Annotated in this window: 17 protein-coding genes and 1 pseudogene; 9 read left to right on the forward strand and 9 right to left on the reverse strand. The window is 48.9% G+C overall.

Translation table 11 applies throughout. The features are described 5' to 3' along the window. Positions 1–16: 16 nt before the first annotated feature. Positions 17–1,303, reverse strand: coding sequence for an ATP-binding protein (locus PPHA_RS04475; protein WP_012507686.1), 1,287 nt, complete (start codon positions 1,301–1,303; stop codon positions 17–19). Between the two features lie 242 nt (positions 1,304–1,545). On the opposite strand from PPHA_RS04475, the gene PPHA_RS04480 reads away from it, so the two are divergent. Both PPHA_RS04480 and PPHA_RS04485 read left to right on the forward strand, forming a co-directional pair. Next, on the forward strand, positions 1,546–1,773 hold the full coding sequence (locus PPHA_RS04480; protein ID WP_012507687.1) for a DUF4160 domain-containing protein: 228 nt from the start codon (positions 1,546–1,548) through the stop codon (positions 1,771–1,773). Next, positions 1,757–2,017 (forward strand): DUF2442 domain-containing protein, encoded by a 261-nt coding sequence (locus PPHA_RS04485; RefSeq protein ID WP_012507688.1) that lies wholly within the window; start codon positions 1,757–1,759, stop codon positions 2,015–2,017. The genes PPHA_RS04480 and PPHA_RS04485 overlap by 17 nt, the downstream gene beginning before the upstream one ends. A gap of 124 nt (positions 2,018–2,141) precedes the next feature. Here PPHA_RS04485 and PPHA_RS04490 read toward each other — a convergent pair whose 3' ends face one another. The 6 genes from PPHA_RS04490 to PPHA_RS04515 all read right to left on the reverse strand — a co-directional run bounded on the left by PPHA_RS04490 (position 2,142) and on the right by PPHA_RS04515 (position 8,267). Beyond that, entirely contained in the window at positions 2,142–2,849 is a 708-nt protein-coding gene (locus tag PPHA_RS04490) for a cell division ATP-binding protein FtsE (protein WP_012507689.1), read from the reverse strand. Next, a complete protein-coding gene (gene pdxA / locus PPHA_RS04495) occupies positions 2,846–3,847 on the reverse strand; it encodes a 4-hydroxythreonine-4-phosphate dehydrogenase PdxA (RefSeq protein ID WP_012507690.1) in 1,002 nt (333 codons plus the stop codon). Before pdxA ends, PPHA_RS04490 begins: the two co-directional genes overlap by 4 nt. A gap of 3 nt (positions 3,848–3,850) precedes the next feature. Beyond that, positions 3,851–4,312, reverse strand: a complete 462-nt coding sequence (locus PPHA_RS04500) for a DUF4293 domain-containing protein (protein WP_012507691.1) — start codon at positions 4,310–4,312, stop codon at positions 3,851–3,853. A 170-nt stretch (positions 4,313–4,482) separates the two neighbouring features. Next, positions 4,483–5,475, reverse strand: a complete 993-nt coding sequence (gene nrfD / locus PPHA_RS04505) for an NrfD/PsrC family molybdoenzyme membrane anchor subunit (RefSeq protein ID WP_012507692.1) — start codon at positions 5,473–5,475, stop codon at positions 4,483–4,485. A gap of 2 nt (positions 5,476–5,477) precedes the next feature. Beyond that, positions 5,478–6,044, reverse strand: coding sequence for a 4Fe-4S dicluster domain-containing protein (locus PPHA_RS04510; RefSeq protein ID WP_012507693.1), 567 nt, complete (start codon positions 6,042–6,044; stop codon positions 5,478–5,480). 3 nt (positions 6,045–6,047) lie between these two features. After that, positions 6,048–8,267, reverse strand: coding sequence for a molybdopterin-containing oxidoreductase family protein (locus PPHA_RS04515; protein WP_012507694.1), 2,220 nt, complete (start codon positions 8,265–8,267; stop codon positions 6,048–6,050). A gap of 983 nt (positions 8,268–9,250) precedes the next feature. Here PPHA_RS04515 and PPHA_RS04520 point away from each other — a divergent pair. The 7 genes and pseudogenes from PPHA_RS04520 to PPHA_RS04555 form a co-directional block, all read left to right on the forward strand. Then, positions 9,251–9,484 (forward strand): annotated as a pseudogene (locus PPHA_RS04520) (SAM-dependent DNA methyltransferase); the annotation flags it as partial. A gap of 76 nt (positions 9,485–9,560) precedes the next feature. Next, positions 9,561–9,881, forward strand: a complete 321-nt coding sequence (locus PPHA_RS04525) for a BrnT family toxin (protein ID WP_012507696.1) — start codon at positions 9,561–9,563, stop codon at positions 9,879–9,881. Next, positions 9,841–10,113, forward strand: a complete 273-nt coding sequence (locus PPHA_RS04530) for a BrnA antitoxin family protein (protein ID WP_012507697.1) — start codon at positions 9,841–9,843, stop codon at positions 10,111–10,113. Before PPHA_RS04525 ends, PPHA_RS04530 begins: the two co-directional genes overlap by 41 nt. Before the next feature lie 207 nt (positions 10,114–10,320). Further along, positions 10,321–11,046 carry a DNA damage-inducible protein D gene (locus PPHA_RS04535; RefSeq protein WP_012507698.1) on the forward strand — a complete coding sequence of 242 codons (726 nt, stop codon included), beginning with the start codon at positions 10,321–10,323 and terminating at the stop codon, positions 11,044–11,046. Positions 11,047–11,386: 340 nt separating this feature from the next. Then, positions 11,387–11,899 carry a pyridoxamine 5'-phosphate oxidase family protein gene (locus PPHA_RS04540; RefSeq protein ID WP_012507699.1) on the forward strand — a complete coding sequence of 171 codons (513 nt, stop codon included), beginning with the start codon at positions 11,387–11,389 and terminating at the stop codon, positions 11,897–11,899. 69 nt (positions 11,900–11,968) lie between these two features. Continuing rightward, positions 11,969–12,787 (forward strand): 5'-nucleotidase, lipoprotein e(P4) family, encoded by an 819-nt coding sequence (locus PPHA_RS04545; protein WP_012507700.1) that lies wholly within the window; start codon positions 11,969–11,971, stop codon positions 12,785–12,787. 220 nt (positions 12,788–13,007) lie between these two features. Then, positions 13,008–13,346 carry a zinc ribbon domain-containing protein YjdM gene (locus tag PPHA_RS04555; protein WP_012507701.1) on the forward strand — a complete coding sequence of 113 codons (339 nt, stop codon included), beginning with the start codon at positions 13,008–13,010 and terminating at the stop codon, positions 13,344–13,346. Positions 13,347–13,366: 20 nt separating this feature from the next. Here PPHA_RS04555 and PPHA_RS04560 read toward each other — a convergent pair whose 3' ends face one another. Continuing rightward, a complete protein-coding gene (locus PPHA_RS04560) occupies positions 13,367–13,642 on the reverse strand; it encodes an acylphosphatase (protein WP_012507702.1) in 276 nt (91 codons plus the stop codon). Positions 13,643–13,799: 157 nt separating this feature from the next. After that, on the reverse strand, positions 13,800–14,753 hold the full coding sequence (cysK, locus tag PPHA_RS04565; RefSeq protein ID WP_012507703.1) for a cysteine synthase A: 954 nt from the start codon (positions 14,751–14,753) through the stop codon (positions 13,800–13,802). Between the last annotated feature and the right edge of the window lie 48 nt (positions 14,754–14,801).

Raw genomic sequence — 14,801 nt, forward strand, 5'->3', positions numbered from 1 at the left:
AAGCAATAAACGCGGCTTACTTTTGCAACAGCCAGCGATAGAGCGGCATGACTGTAATGGCTATTCCGTGATGCTCAAATTCTTCCGCTCCGTTGAGTGTGATAATCAGGCCACTGCGCAAACCGAACCTGTTACAGCACTCCGTCAGGCCGCGAAGCTCCCGGTGGCGCGTTTTTGCATCACTGATAGTGGCCGAAACCTGAATCGCCTCCGTTACATCGAAACCCGTTTTGACAATGAAGTCACATTCTGATTTGTCCTTGAAAAAGTAGATCTCCTTTTCCCGCCGCTTGAGTTCCAGAAAAACAGCCTGCTCCAATGCTTTGCCGGTATCGTCCGAAAATTTAAAGTCAAGAGCATTCAAGAGGCCAGTGTCGATCACATAGACCTTCCTCTCTCCAAGTTCCCGATCAACAAGTGAACTGGAATATTTCCTCAGAATTTGCGCAAGGTATATATTTACGGCAGCTTCGAGGTAGTCGTACAACAGGTTCTTGCTGATCTTGAATCCTGATGACTTCAATTCGTTATAGATATTGTTGACCGAAAACTGCTTTGTTGCCGATGAGATGATCCGCTTCAGAAAGAATTTCAGTGCAGGAAGGTTTTTGATTTCGTACCGCTCAATCAGGTCACGGTAGATCATAACATTGAAATATTCCTGCAACACCCGGTTACGCAAGGCATCATCATACCCGATCACCTCCGGAAAGCCACCATGCGTGAGATAGTTCTCCAGATGATGATTGATGAGGGCGATGGAGTGTGTGCTGTTCAGGTCTGGCGTAACACCCTTGAAGGTCAGGTACTCACTGAAGGAGAGGGGAAAGACCTCATAACTGATGGTTCTGCCTCGCAGACTGGTGGCGATATCGCTGCTCAGGAATCGGGCGTTTGAGCCGGTAATAAAGATGTTTTTCGTGCCACGGTCATAGATGCGCCGCACAAATTTGTCCCACCCCGCAATATTCTGGATTTCATCGAAGAAAAAAGAGCACTCATCAAGGAGCATATTCGGATAAAGCTCCTGCCATGCCTGCAAGAGGAGATCCAGCTCTTCTGTTTTCAAATCAAGCCGCTCATCTTCAAAGTTGACATAGAGGATTGAGGTTATCGGCACTCCCTTGTGCAGGAGGTCACTGATGACGTTGAACAGCAAAGAGGTTTTGCCGCTACGCCGCACTCCCACAAGGGTAATGATCTTGCCCGTATCCAGAGGCACCTGCAGCGAACGCCGTTTCAGGGCTGGCAACGCCGTGACGTGGAAGTCTCTGATGATCTGTTTTATGGTTTCTTTCTTCATGATAGGGATAATATACGAGATTTCATCCTTTCAGAAAGGAAGAAATTGGGAATTGAGTGGAGGGTGCTCTTCAGCGGTTCATAACGCTATAAGGGATATAATACTTGACATAATGATCTACTCATAATGAGCTCAATAATTGAAATATTGTGCCTCTAAAAAAAAATAGTATAAATTGCTTGCAAGAACCTTTTGAGAGTCGTTGGTATCATGAGACACTTAAGATTGAACAGTGAATTACCATGCCGCGCGTAGCCTTTTTCTTTGGTATTTCGATCTACATGTACATGGATGATCATGAAAAGCCTCATTGCCACGCAATGTATGGCGATTATGCCGGATCGTTCAGTCTGGAGAGTGGCGACTTGAGCGCTGGCCAGATGCCGACCGCACAACTGCGCAAAATAAAAAACTTTATTTTAAGTAATAAAGAGGATTTAATGATAAAGTGGAATGAACTCACTACTTAAAACACCATGGGTGCAGGTTGTGGAAGTGATACCACTTTCAGGCCTGAGATTGAAAGTCAGACTCACGAATGGCCAAGAGCTAACCCTGAATCTCGAACCATTGATAGAGAGTCGCGATGCCTACTGGCGCCTGCGTCAGGAGAGGTATTTTCGTCAAGTCAGTATCGATCCAATTGGCGGTATCTGCTGGCCCGAAGGTGAGGATCTTGCTCCTGATGGGCTGGAACGCTACGTATACCAATAAGCGCTGCCCCCTTGTCGTTATTCATCAAGAACGATTACCTTCCGGGACAAATTGCGTTGAGTGCGATTTTCCTTCTGCCCGCTGCGCAAGTTCACCCCCAAATGCCGCTCAGGCGCTTCTGGTGTCAGGCCTGTAATGCTGCTCCCGTCGGTCTGAACCCTGTAGCACAAGCTTCCATGGTGGTTTCCACAAGGTTGAGATCCTTGATTTGCAAGGTTCTGGAAGGGGAGTGGCAGACCAGCTCGTAGTCGTGGGTGCCGATGATGACGGTGATCCCTTTCTGGTGGATTCTTTTCAGGTATTCGAGAATTTCGAGTGAAGTATCAGGGTCGAGGTTGCCGGTTGGTTCATCGGCAAGGATGACGAGGGGTTCGCGTACCAGTGCACGGGCGATGGATATTCTCTGCTGCTCTCCTCCCGACATGCGGAGGGGCATCAGTTTGGCTGCATGTTCAAGGCCGACGCTTTCGAGCGCATGCATTACCTTTCCTGCAATGAGCTTTTCTTTGGTGCCGGTCACTTTCAGCACAAATGCGAGATTGTCATAGACATTGCGGTCTTCGAGGAGGCGGAAGTCCTGGAAAATAATGCCGAGTTTACGGCGCAGAAGCGGTATCTGCCGTTTTTTGATGGCGCGTGAACTGTATCCGGCAATACGTATCTCTCCCTTTTTCGGGCGCACATCCATGTAGAGCGATTTGAGGAGCGTTGACTTTCCGCTGCCGCTTTTGCCGACAATATAGAGCAGCTCTCCGGATTCAATGTTCAGGTTGAGGTTTTTGAAAACCGGTTTTTTATCGAGTTCAAGGTCAACGTTTATGAATGAGATCATGATGGGAGTTCTGTTTGTTTTATTCTGTTCCGGGCGATGGTAATGGCAAGCAGCGTTGCCTCGTAACAACTTCTTTCGGATGCGATGCCTTTTCCGGCAATGGTAAAACCGGTGCCGTGGTCGGGCGAAGTACGCACAATCGGCAAGCCAAGGGTGACGTTTACCCCGGTGTCGAAGGCGAGCACCTTGAAGGGGAGCAGCCCCTGGTCGTGATACATCGCCACAACAATATCGTAATTTTGGTACATTTTTGAGCCGAAAAAGCCGTCGGCAGGGAAGGGTCCCTCCACCTGGAGGCGGTCTGAAAGTCTTTCGATGCAGGGGCGGATAATCTCCTGCTCTTCGCAGCCCATCACTCCGCCGTCGGATGCGTGGGGATTGAGACCGAGCAGGGCAATGCGGGGGGTGGCAATTGCAAAATCGGTTTTAAGCGATGACGTCAGCGCAGAGAGAAAGGCATCAAGATCCATCTTCCTGATCAGAGCGGGAACCTGCTCAAGGGGCTCATGAATGGTGGCAAGGGCGACCCTGAGTTCCGTGACCGGGTCATAGAACATCATGGTGGGGGAGGGAACTCCGAACATCTTGCCCAGAAATCCGGTGTGCCCTTTTTCGTCGGAGCCAGCCAGTGCAATGGACTCCTTGTTGATTGGAGCGGTGACGAGGGCGTCGCACACTCCTTCGCGGCAGAGTTCAGCCGCCGCATGGAGCGACTCCAGGGCGAGCTTTCCCGCCTCAGCCGACAAGGTGCCAGGGGTGATATTCTCCGGTTCAGCAATGCTCAGCACAGGAAGAGCTCCATGCCGTACCGGAGCTGTCGCGCTTTCGATCAGCTCCAGCTCCACCGGCAGGTCGAGTGCATTCCGGTAATATTCCATTACACGATACGAGCCAGCGACGAGAAAGGAGTGGCCGGAGCCTTCCAGTTTCAGAAAACTTTTCAGGATGATTTCCGGCCCGATGCCGTGAGGGTCACCGATTGACCAGACAATGCGCATCGTTCAGAGTCGTTTGTATGCGTTGGCGATCTTGTCATCCTTCTTTACCCCTTTCAGCGCCAGCCAGAGAAGTAGCGGTTCTGGCAGAAGGATGTATAATCCCGCTTCAGGCTTGTGGGTGAACGTAAAGGAGGTGCAAAAATACTGGTTCAGGAAATGTGCTGCGGCAAGCCCCGAAAACAGGTCGCCGAGGAAGAGGAGCATACCAAGGAAGATGAGTTTTTTCTGAAGCTCTCTTTTTTTATAGAGAAAGATAGCTGCAAGAGAGACGAGAGCGGTCAGTGGAGAGAAGATTCCTGCGGCATAGCTGCTGGTGACTTGCATGATTCCCGCTTCGGGGAAAGGGGTGAAATCCGTGATAACATAAAGTGTCGGGGTGGTGAAGCTCCAGAAGGGGAACATCATGCTTGCTCCGGCGAGCAGAGCAACAAGAAAAAGATAGAGGGTCTGAATTCTGGCTACCATGGTGTCATGAGGTTAAGGGTCATTGAAACAGGTACGGTCAATATACATAATCAGGGGAAAAGAGTTTTGAAGGCTTTATGAAAATATATCTGAGGGTGTTGGAACGTAAAAAAACCACCCCGCAGCAGATGACGGGGTGGTTTTCAAGAGAGGTTTTTCAGAGAGATGACCTACATGAAGGTGTGATAGGTCTGTCCGGCAAAAACGATCAGGAACCTGAGCACAAGCCCACCGATGAGCACCAGTACAGGGGCAATCGGAGGAAGGTGGAGGTGGAATCCTGCATTTTCAAGAAATTCAATCAAGAGGGGAAGGAGCAGGCCTGCAGCAATGAAAACTCCCCAGAACCAGTACATATAAGACATACCTGCCATCAGTTGGTCGCCGACGATAAGGTGCATCATGGCGCCGTGTGTGTTTGCCGTTCCGGTGATGCCGCCAAGGACGAACAGACCAACGATGACCAGCTCTATCCAGATGGCATTGGCGTCTATTCGGCTGTAAATGTGTTTCTCGTCTTTTGGCGCGAACAACAACAGGAGGGCTGATGCGCTCGAAATACCTGAAACCAGAAAGAGCATGCCGAGGATAGAACTCGACCAGAGTGGCCGTGCAGAGAAGAAGGAGAGCAGGATGCCGGTATAGATACCGATTCCGACGCCGATGTGGGCATTGAGCAGGGCAACTTTGAGGAGGTGGTCATCTGTCCACTTGATCAACTTGTCGAGCAGCTCAATGTTCAGTGTATTAAGGTATTTACGATTGACAACCATCGCTTGCAGCACTGCCAGCGGAAAGAAGGCAACGAGAATCCAGCTACCAGCCGACATTGGTGAGGTTGGCTGAATAGTGGTGTAAAATGCCCATACATAGAGCTTGTGGGTTAAATCAAGAAACAGGAAAAGCATCCCGATGCCAAGGAGAAGCGGGGAGAGGATAGCACCGATTCTGACGGCAGTACACGGGCAGCCATCACCTTCGTCTTTCGGTCCGATGCCGAAGTGACGCCGCATGACAATCATTACTGAAGTGATCACCAGCAGACCACCGGCTATGCCTCCAAGAAAGAGGTAGAGCGGAATGTGCCACTCCCAGATGTGCAGGTGCGGCAGGACATTCGGATTCATTTTTGTTGAAACGAGTTCATGTATTCCATCAATCATAATTACGCTCCGGGTTTGTTTCTTGCGGAAATCCAGTAGAGTTTCGGTTCGGTACCTGCATGTTCCTTCTGTCGGTAGACCTCTTTGCCGTTGAGCATGGCTTTCTCTTCAGGGGTCATATTGTCGAAATCGACCAGGTGCAGGCTTCCTGTCGGGCAGATGGAGACACAGGCGGTCTTCAACCCTTTTTCGATACGGTGTTTGCAGAGTGTGCACTTGTCAATGAATCCATCGGGGTGCACGTAGCGGGCATCGTATGGACAGGCTGCCATGCAGGCTTTACAACCGGTACAGCGCGAACGGTTGATCTGTACGGTTCCGTTTTCATCGTAGTGCGACGCTCCGGTCGGGCAGTAGGTGACGCATGGAGCATTATCGCAGTGCTGACAGCGCTCCGAGCGGTTCTCCATAGAGAGGAGAGGGAAGTTTCCCGAGGTATCCTGTACGACCCAGTCACGGCAGTAGCCTTCAGGAACAGCGTTTTCTGCCCTGCAGGCATAGACGCATGCTGAACAGCCGACGCAGACACGGGTGTCGATAATCATGCCGTAGTTCTTTTTATTGCTCACCGTTTAAATCTCCTTGACAAATGTCACAAAATTGTTCTGAAAGCCAACAGCACCCATGGCAGGATCAATGTCTGTTTTTGAGATCAACTGATTGTGAGATGCACCTCTTTTATAAGCCCACTTGAGCTCTTTTGCATTGTGGCCGAAGCCATGCACCATATAGACCGCATCAGTACGGATACGCTGGGTCACCTTGACCTTGATCGGAAACTCCGAAACGATACCCGCCTGATTTTTTAAATGAACATACTCGCCGTGAGATAACTGATGCTTCGATGCAACTGTTGTATTGACCCATACCTCATTCTCCTGTGCCGTGGCCAGGTCACCGAGAAACCGGTTGTTTGCCGTGCGTCCGAAGGTCAGCATTGGTTTTCGTCCGGTTAACATGCGGTAATAACCAGCCGGCGCTTCAGGGTGTTTGGTATATTTTGGAACAGCATCGAATCCGCCAGCCTTGAGCTGTGCTGATGCAAGTTCCACTTTTCCACTCGGTGTGTTCAGGTTGAGCGGTTCTCCGGGTTTACGATAAAGATCGGTTGCCGGCATGACCAGAACGCCTCTTTTTTTGATCTCTTCAAGCGAACTGCCTGCAAGTTTGAGCTTCTTGTCGAGCCCGGCCTCCACCGTCGGAGCAAATACACCATGGATGCCCCACTTGTCGGTAATCATTCTGGCGATTTCATTTCCCGGTTTCGATTCGAACATGGGCGCAACAGCCGGCTGCCTCAGCGCGACAAACGGTGTCCGGAATGCTCGGCCATTGTCGAGATCGTCATATCGCTCCAGGTATGTACACTCTGGAAGCACCACATCAACGTAACCGGTCACCTCTGCAGGCAAAACATCAACGGCAACTGAAAAATCGACCTTCTGCAGTGCCTCAAGTGCGGTTTGCCGACCAAGAGTCATGGTTTCAGGGAGATTGACCCCATAGATGAAGAGCGCCTTGACCTCTCCGGTAATAGCCTGCTGGACAATTTCATGAGAGGCAATAGTATTGGACGGTTCGTCCTTCGGGAAAAAGGGATATTTGCTGTGAACCTCTTTTTCGTAGGCAGGGTGTTCATGTGCTGGCGGAGGTTGTGGCAGCGGATATTTTTCGAAGGCAACGACGCCTCCAGGCATCTTGAAGTTTCCGACCAGAGCGTTAAGAATCTGGATAGCCCTGATGCGCTGCATGGCATCACCGTACCAATTGGTTCGCCGGCCAGTGTGCACAAAGGCTGCAGGAGCATGGAAGGCAAATTCCCGTGCAACCGTTCTGATGGAATCAGCGGATATGTCGGTTATTGTGGCCGCTTTTTCCGGTGTCATCTCCTTCACCTCTTCCCAAAGCTCCGCAAACCCGACGGTATGCTGTTCAACAAACTCTTTGTCGTACAGGTTTTCGCTGATCAGCACATTCATGAGCGCCTGCATCATGGCAATATCAGTGGCTGGCTTGATGGGCAGCCAATGTTCAGCCTTTCCTGCCAGTGTCGAGAATCGGGGATCGAAAACCACAATCTTTGCACCACGCCGTATCCCTTCTGAAATCTCCTGGACAGCAGTGTTGTGCATGTTTTCACCGAAATGCGTGCCAAAGAAGAGCATGTATTTGCTGTTCATGATATCGAACCCTTCCGGTGTGTCACTCGGGTAACCATATGTCAATACCGTAGCCTGTCTTGCAGGCCCACAGCACAGGTCGTATGAGGGCTTGGCAATTTTATTGACGCCAATTTCCGAGAACATCTTCTTGAAAAACGAGACGCCAAAACCGTGATGCAGCATGGCAATAGCGCTTGGGCCATGCTGCTCATGAATCTTGTACAGTCCACCGGCCACAGCCGTTATAGCCTCATCCCAGGTGGCTTTCCGGTAATACTGCTTTCCCCCTTTACGTTCACGAATCAACGGATGAGCCAATCGGTCAGGATCGTAGAGAAGCCCTGTTCCGCCTGTGCCTCGTGGACAGAGCTTTCCATTGCTCAGTGGGTGGTATTCCGAACCGGTGATTTTGGTGACTCTGCCGTCACTGACATGCACGGCTACGCCGCAACGCCAGAAACAGTGCTCGCAGAACGAGTAAACGATTTTTTCACCTTTTCCATTCATTGGATTGCTGCCCAATCCCGATACGATGCCACTTGGCAATGTAGAGAGTGCGGCTGATCCGGCAAGAAAAAGTGAAGATATTTTGATGAAATCCCTTCGGCTGAACTCGGTGCCATGATTCATGCAAAAGTCTCCTTGCTGATAGTTACTGAGTTATAAAATATGTTTTGATTTTTCGGCGCATCAGTCGCCCAATCCGAAAGCCCAATCCGAAACAAGAGTTCTTGACCGTACACACATTACCGATGAATGCTGTGCCGTCAGCTCCCGATTCTACGTTGTTGCAAAATTGTGCAGTACTTACAACCGTTACTGAACTCTGCTGCAGTGGCGTTTGGGAAGAAAAAAAAGATGCGTTGTCAGTTATTGCGTTCAAAACACACAAGCCAACATTCCTGAAGAGGCAACAACACCTCTCCTCTCTTAATGGTGAGCCGTGTGCAACGCCTTACTTGTATGTGTCTTCGACAAAAGAAGAACGAGTTTGTACTACAATCATCGGATCATTATGTGCTGACACAAATAAGTACTGCATTGTAAGTATGCAATACTTGCCGATAAAGAGACGCTTTTTTCAATAATTTGAAAATAAACATGCGCACCTAATGTACTTGAAGAAGTTTAATAATACAAGAGTGAAAATTGTGATGCGCCGTTTTCGTTATCACCTTATATTTTATGATTTTAACTGCTTTTTCCGACATCTGTCTGGCGGGATTGATGATATTCTGTATGCTTTCTTTATATTCAAAAGCAATAACAATTGTTCATTTCGTCTTTCGGTTCGCTCTCGTTTAAAGTAATAACAATTGTTCATATCACTCGGCAGTTTTTTTGTTTGAATGAATAACGATTGTTATTACTTCAGGCATCATGGATTTATTTTATGCTATACATGCAATGCAGCTTTTTGACGTATAAATAGTACTCTTTGTTGCCGCTCCGAATAAAATAACTCATCATTTGCCGCAGAGTATCCTCTCTCTTATGGGGGTGGTGATGACGACCGTGCGAAGATTGAAGAGGTTTTCGCTACGGTGCTCTCTATTGCCGCAGAGTCTCCAGCCTCCTACGGGAGCGATGCTGATGATGCCAGTTCTGCAGCCTATCGCGACATCCCCGGCCTCCGCAAAGCCGCCACCCTCAAGGAAATTGAGGCGCAAGGCTGGTCGCTCAATCCCGGACGCTATGTGGGCGTGGCCGCCGGTGAAGCCGTGAGCGACGAGGACTTCAAGGCGCAGCTCGAAACGCTGAACGAGGAACTGGAACTCCTGAATGCACAGGCTCGCGAATTGGAGGCAACGATAGCCTGCAATGTGGCGCAAATTTTGGAGAGTTGACTTGGCTTGATATCTGACTCAAGCGCTTTGCTGAATTCACAGTGTTCCGTATATTGCAAAAATATACAAATTTTCTATGGCCATTTTTGAAGGTATCTCGGGATTTCAGTGGGACAAGGGAAATTCGACCAAGAACTGGGAAAAACATCGGGTATCAATGTCTGAATGTGAAGAGATTTTTTTCAATCAGCCATTGATTGTGGCTGATGATAAAAAACACTCTGGCATGGAAAAGAGGTTTTTTGCATTGGGTAAAACGGAGCGGGTCAAACCTCTTTTTCTGGTGTTTACTGTTCGTAAAGATCAGATCAGGGTTATTTCAGCACGCAGTATGAACAGAAAAGAACAGGATATTTATGAAAAACGGGAAAACAGCGATTCCGGAATTCAGGAGTGAAGCGGAGGAGCAGGAGTTCTGGTCAACGCATGATTCAACTGAGTTCGTGGATTGGAACAAGGCTGGCAAGGCACTGTTTCCGAATCTGAAGCCAACCATGAAAACCATTTCACTCCGGTTGCCGGAACCGATGCTCAATCATCTGAAGATACTTGCCAATGAGCGTGATGTACCCTATCAGTCGCTTTTGAAAATGTTTCTCAAGGAACGTCTCGATCAGGAATTTTCGTAAGGAATCACCCACCGGTACTTGTAAGGAATTCTTACAGGTTCAATCTGAAGGTGCCAGGCAACTGTTCAGCAATGCTTAACAGTTCGTCAGGAGTGCAAATATTGGTGCTTTTCAGTTGTAAAGGATTTCTTTACAACTACCGATGGAGAGACTTACTGCACGAAGGTTTAATAACAATTGCCGGTAACATCTCAAATTCTTGAAGCAATGAAAACCGAACTGATCCAGACACTTACGACAACGTTTGAGGCGCACGCCCGGAAGGTCGAAGGAGGAGTAGAATATTGGCTGGCCCGCGATCTTCAGTATTTGCTTGGCTATAGCAAGTGGGACAACTTTGTCGGTGTTGTATCCAAAGCAAAAACTGCTTGCGAACTTTCCGGCCATAAGGTGTCAGATCATTTTGCCGACGTCGGCAAAACGATCCAGATGCCAAAGGGAGCTACCAAGGAGGTTCCAGACATCATGCTGACACGCTATGCCTGCTATCTCATAGCCCAGAATGGCGATTCACGAAAGCAGGAAATCGCTTTTGCCCAGACCGGAAGTGCCGAGAATTTCGCTGTGATCCGCAGCAAGGGCGATCAAGTACTTTTTGGCAAAAGTACACAGGCAATGAAGGCCGAGTGGAATGTACCGGATAAACGTCCGCTGGCTGACTTTGCACCAACCATCATTCTGAAAGCCAAAGACTTCGCCACCGAAATCACCATCTTCAATGCACGCGAACATGGGATGAAAAGTGAAGGCGGCATTTCCAACGAACACATCACCAACAACAAGGCAGTTCGGAATACCCTACTTGGACGGGGTATCTGTCCGGAATCCCTGCCCCCCGCCGAAGACGTGAAGAAGGTCGAACGCCGTCTGGCTTCCGAAGAGAAACAGTCATTGAAAAATCCTGACGGCTTGAGCGTGCCAACTGAGGAGTGATTGAAATCGAACTATAAATTTTTCAAAGTGTTGAGGCGCCATCTGAAACAATACACCGTGACAAATATGCTGGTGATCTGGAACGAGGATTCAGCGGTTTTTGAACATGTCTATTTTTCCTGAGTATGAACAGAAAAGAAGAGGATAGCTGTGAAAAACGGGGAAAGAGCGATTCCGGAATTCAGGAGTGAAGTCAATGATGAAAATTATCTCATTCCGGTTGCAGGAACCGATGCTCAATCATTTGAAAATTCTTAGAAAAAATCGTTGCAGAGAGTGGTGGAATTTGTTGATCTTTGAGTAAAATGGTTTTCTGTAATATAGTGAAAAGGGGGAGGTCATGAGTGAACAGGAGAAGCCGGATGTACCTGATATCTTTACGAAAAAGGTGTCGAGGCAGCTTGCTTCCGGTGAGCTTGAGGAGCGTATTCTGAAGTTTCTTGCCTCGCGTCAGCTTTGCGTGCTTTCGACCAGCCGGGACAACGAGCCGCGTTCCACTCCCATCCTGTTTCGCTCGAAAGGGTTCACCCTCTACATGGCTGGCGAACCGGGCCTCAAGCTTGGCAACATCAAGCTGAACCCCAATGTCAGCGTGGGCATTTTTGATCCTGCATCCGAATTTTCCGACAACATACACGATATCACCGGCCTGCAGATAAGCGGTCATGCGAGGCTTCTCAGGAAGGATGATCCCGGATTTGAGGAGGCGTTCGGTCTTTTCGGACGTCCTCAGGCGTGGGCTGAGCACTGGTTTGGAAAGATGATCGAGGTGGTACCTGACAAGATCGAGCTGTTCTCCATGGCGCTCAAGCTTGAGGATTATGCTGCCCGGCAGATTTGGACACGCCCATAATATTTATTTCGTTTGCTGTATCAGGCTTGTTGGTATCCGAATCAATTCAATATTCAGGAGGTGCTTGCCATGAACAATTTCTTCAGATCGATTGGTGCCATTCTGTTGCTGCTGCTTTCGAGCGGCTGTGCATCAACGGCCAACAATAATTTCAACAGCCTTCTGTGGATGCAGTCTGCTTCGGAGTATAAAGCCAACACCATACAGGCTTACAATACGGCGTTGAAGAATATTGATGCCGCTCTTGACGATCGCACATGGACGGCAGCCAAAGAACAGGTTGGTGACTGTTCTTCATTACCCCCAGCTATTGTCATGGATATTGATGAAACGGTTCTGGATAATTCGAGGTATATGGGGAAGCTGGTTCTTGAAGGTGGTGAATGGAGCCTTGTAACATGGAATGAGTGGGTTGCACTGAAAGATGCACCGGCTGTTCCCGGCGCGGTTGAGTTCATCAATGCAATGAGAGGCAAAAATGTCAAGGTTATCTTTATCTCCAACCGGGAGTGCAAAAAGGGTGGTACTCCGGGAGCGGAATATTGCCAGGAAGCCGGTACGATAGAAAATCTTGCGAAGGTCGGTGTGGGGGGTGTTCTGCCTGAAGATCTCCTGTTACTCGGTGAAGAGGCTGGCTGGACTTCCGAGAAGAAGAGCAGGAGGGAGTATATTTCGAAAAAATACCGGATCGTGATGCTGTTCGGGGATGATCTTGGTGATTTTCTGGCTGGCGTGAAATCCGGTATCACTCCCCAGGAACGTGATCGTCTGGTTGGTGATAACACGAACAACTGGGGCAGGAAATGGTTTATGTTGCCCAATCCCACTTACGGGTCGTGGATAAGCATTCTGCATGACCCGAAGTCACAGTATATCATGAAATACTGAGGGCGTTTCAGCAAATTGGGGAGTCAGGGGTGCTGAAGAGAGCAGCATGCCGTGCTGGAAGCTGTTGTCAGGGCTGGGTTCTGCTCTCTTCTGTTGCATTGAATTGGGCGATTGAGTACAGCGTGGCAAAATGCAGGAGGCTTTTCCGGGTTTTATCTGTCAAAAAAAATATTATTATGTCGCAAAAGTTTTTGCCGGAAAATCTTGAAAAAGGATCATTATGAGCGACTTGCCAAATTGCCCGAAATGCAACTCGGAATACACCTATGAGGTTGGTACCCTCCTGACCTGCCCTGAGTGTGCTCATGAGTGGAGCAATTCGCCAGTTCCGGCGTCGGCAAAGGCCCGCGTCTGGAAGGATGCGAATGGTACGATATTGCAGGATGGTGATTCTGTGACGGTGATCAAGGATCTCAAGGTCAAGGGCTCGTCATCGGCGCTCAAGGGTGGTACGAAGGTGAGGAACATTCGCCTTGTCGAGGGTGACCATGATATCGACTGCAAGATCGAGGGGTTTGGAGCGATGCAGTTGAAGTCGGAATTTGTCAAGAAAGTCTGAGAGAAGTCGTTATATCTCCTCTACATGATGATATTGAATCGCTCAAGAGTGCTGTCCGGCTCTTTTTCTTCTTTTCTGATTGCGGTTACCATGGAGCGTGATGGCCCTCTTTGTGCCTGAGGGAGCAGCTCTTCTATTGCGTTTTCCGGGCCTTGCGCTTCAATTTCAACGGTGCCGTCGAAACGATTTCTTACCCACCCGACCAGCTTCAGCTCGTTTGCCTTCCGGTCGATGAACATTCTGAATCCGACACCCTGTACGGCTCCCGTAACAATCAGGTTTACTCTTTTTTGCATCAATATGCTTGTTTGATCTTCTGTTTGATCACGGTGTTTCAGTTGCAGAGGCAACCCTTTTTCTGACAATGGTGATAACGTGTTACTCTTCTCTCCATAACTGGTGGTTGGTATTACAAGTTCAATGCCTCTTTTTTTGAGGGGGCTGTTTGTTTTTTTACATCTGCGTTGATTCATTTTCAAACTGGTAGAGCAGTGTTGAGAGATAACGTTCGCCGGTATCGGGCAGAATGACGACAATACGTTTTCCCCTGTTCTCGTTGCGTTGTGCAAGTTGAAGTGCCGCATATACGGCTGCCCCGGATGATATACCGACAAGAAGTCCCTCTATCCGGGCAAGTTCACGACCGGTGCGCAGGGCATCTTCATCTTTTACCGGTATTATTTCATCAATAACCTCTTTATTCAGGATTTCGGGAAGAAAGCCGGCGCCGATGCCCTGAATTTTGTGCAGACCAGGTTTGCTGCCAGCGATAACCTGTGAATTAAATGGTTCGACGGCGACAATTTTTATCCCGGGGTTGCGTTGTTTGAGTACCTCTCCAACACCGGTAATGGTGCCGCCGGTGCCAACGCCACTGACAAAGAAATCGATCTCTCCATCGGTATCGTTCCATATCTCTATGGCGGTTGTTGTGCGGTGGATTTCCGGATTTGCGGGGTTTCTGAATTGTTGCAGGACAATTGAATTCGGATAAACCATGCGCAGTTCATTGGCTTTTCTTATTGCGCCGGGCATCTCTTCCGACCCTGGTGTCAATACCAGGTCAGCTCCGAGCGCTGTGAGGAGTTTCTGGCGTTCGATACTCATGGTTTCAGGCATGGTGAGTATTAACCGGTATCCCTTGGCTGCAGCAATATAGGCAAGTGCAATGCCGGTATTGCCGCTTGTTGGCTCAATGATGATACTCTCTTTGTTGATCAGCCCCTGTTTTTCGGCCTCCTCGATCATTGAAAAACCAACGCGATCCTTGATACTGCCTCCGGGGTTGAAGTATTCGAGTTTGGCAATAATTGTTGCCTCGGTATGATGTTCGCGATTGAAATTTTCAAGCTCAAGAAGAGGTGTGTTGCCGATGAGATCGGTCAGCTTTTTTGCAATACGCGCCATGTCGGATAATTTTTTTTTGAGAAGAGGGAGGATGGGCAAAACTTACAA

The organism is Pelodictyon phaeoclathratiforme BU-1 (genome assembly GCF_000020645.1).
Lineage (GTDB): Bacteria > Bacteroidota > Chlorobiia > Chlorobiales > Chlorobiaceae > Chlorobium > Chlorobium phaeoclathratiforme.

What these genes read in the sequence shown, in the direction of transcription:
- PPHA_RS04475 (WP_012507686.1), bottom strand. Translation starts at nt 1,303, where the DNA reads ATGAAGAAAGAAACCATAAAACAGATCATCAGAGACTTCCACGTCACG.
- PPHA_RS04480 (WP_012507687.1), top strand. Translation starts at nt 1,546, where the DNA reads ATGCCGCGCGTAGCCTTTTTCTTTGGTATTTCGATCTACATGTACATG.
- PPHA_RS04485 (WP_012507688.1), top strand. Translation starts at nt 1,757, where the DNA reads ATGAACTCACTACTTAAAACACCATGGGTGCAGGTTGTGGAAGTGATA.
- PPHA_RS04490 (WP_012507689.1), bottom strand. Translation starts at nt 2,849, where the DNA reads ATGATCTCATTCATAAACGTTGACCTTGAACTCGATAAAAAACCGGTT.
- pdxA (WP_012507690.1), bottom strand. Translation starts at nt 3,847, where the DNA reads ATGCGCATTGTCTGGTCAATCGGTGACCCTCACGGCATCGGGCCGGAA.
- PPHA_RS04500 (WP_012507691.1), bottom strand. Translation starts at nt 4,312, where the DNA reads ATGGTAGCCAGAATTCAGACCCTCTATCTTTTTCTTGTTGCTCTGCTC.
- nrfD (WP_012507692.1), bottom strand. Translation starts at nt 5,475, where the DNA reads ATGATTGATGGAATACATGAACTCGTTTCAACAAAAATGAATCCGAAT.
- PPHA_RS04515 (WP_012507694.1), bottom strand. Translation starts at nt 8,267, where the DNA reads ATGAATCATGGCACCGAGTTCAGCCGAAGGGATTTCATCAAAATATCT.
- PPHA_RS04525 (WP_012507696.1), top strand. Translation starts at nt 9,561, where the DNA reads ATGGCCATTTTTGAAGGTATCTCGGGATTTCAGTGGGACAAGGGAAAT.
- PPHA_RS04530 (WP_012507697.1), top strand. Translation starts at nt 9,841, where the DNA reads ATGAAAAACGGGAAAACAGCGATTCCGGAATTCAGGAGTGAAGCGGAG.
- PPHA_RS04535 (WP_012507698.1), top strand. Translation starts at nt 10,321, where the DNA reads ATGAAAACCGAACTGATCCAGACACTTACGACAACGTTTGAGGCGCAC.
- PPHA_RS04540 (WP_012507699.1), top strand. Translation starts at nt 11,387, where the DNA reads ATGAGTGAACAGGAGAAGCCGGATGTACCTGATATCTTTACGAAAAAG.
- PPHA_RS04545 (WP_012507700.1), top strand. Translation starts at nt 11,969, where the DNA reads ATGAACAATTTCTTCAGATCGATTGGTGCCATTCTGTTGCTGCTGCTT.
- PPHA_RS04555 (WP_012507701.1), top strand. Translation starts at nt 13,008, where the DNA reads ATGAGCGACTTGCCAAATTGCCCGAAATGCAACTCGGAATACACCTAT.
- PPHA_RS04560 (WP_012507702.1), bottom strand. Translation starts at nt 13,642, where the DNA reads ATGCAAAAAAGAGTAAACCTGATTGTTACGGGAGCCGTACAGGGTGTC.
- cysK (WP_012507703.1), bottom strand. Translation starts at nt 14,753, where the DNA reads ATGGCGCGTATTGCAAAAAAGCTGACCGATCTCATCGGCAACACACCT.